This is a genomic window from Streptococcus cuniculi (assembly GCF_004570575.1).
Taxonomy (GTDB): Bacteria; Bacillota; Bacilli; order Lactobacillales; family Streptococcaceae; genus Streptococcus; species Streptococcus cuniculi_A.
The window spans coordinates 1-362 of the sequence record NZ_SPPD01000102.1 but is presented as its reverse complement, the minus strand read 5'-3'; the positions used below and the strand labels follow the sequence as shown (position 1 = coordinate 362).

Annotated in this window: 1 protein-coding gene; it reads right to left on the bottom strand. The window is 60.5% G+C overall.

Annotation, left to right across the window (positions count from 1 at the left end):
- Positions 1 to 259, bottom strand: a 259-nt coding sequence (locus tag E4T82_RS12250; protein WP_135183006.1) for a type II toxin-antitoxin system RelE/ParE family toxin, incomplete at its 3' end; no start/stop codon positions are given.
- Between the last annotated feature and the right edge of the window lie 103 nt (positions 260 to 362).

Here is a 362-nt window from a genome sequence, read left to right as displayed (position 1 = left end):
AGATGTGTATAAGATAGCACAGGATAGCCGCTCCGTCCTCAATGTAGACGATCATATGCGCCTGATAGGGATGAAGCCGCACGGGCGGCTCGAATTCGGGCCGCTCGCGCGCCATACGAGGATTCGCAGCAAGCGTCCGGAATGTGTCGAACAGACCATTCTGATAGCGTTCGGCTTGAGGCACGCCAAAGTGCAGCGCGCCCGTTGCGTAGGCTTCGGCAATGTCCTCGTCGGCTTGCGGCGATGTCCGGAAGATCATCTCGCCTGCATGGCCGCCAATCTCTCTCGCCCAAGCTGGCGGATCTCTTCCTCCGAACGACCGCTGACGCCGCTAGCCAGGCCCTCATCGATCCGCCGTTGCA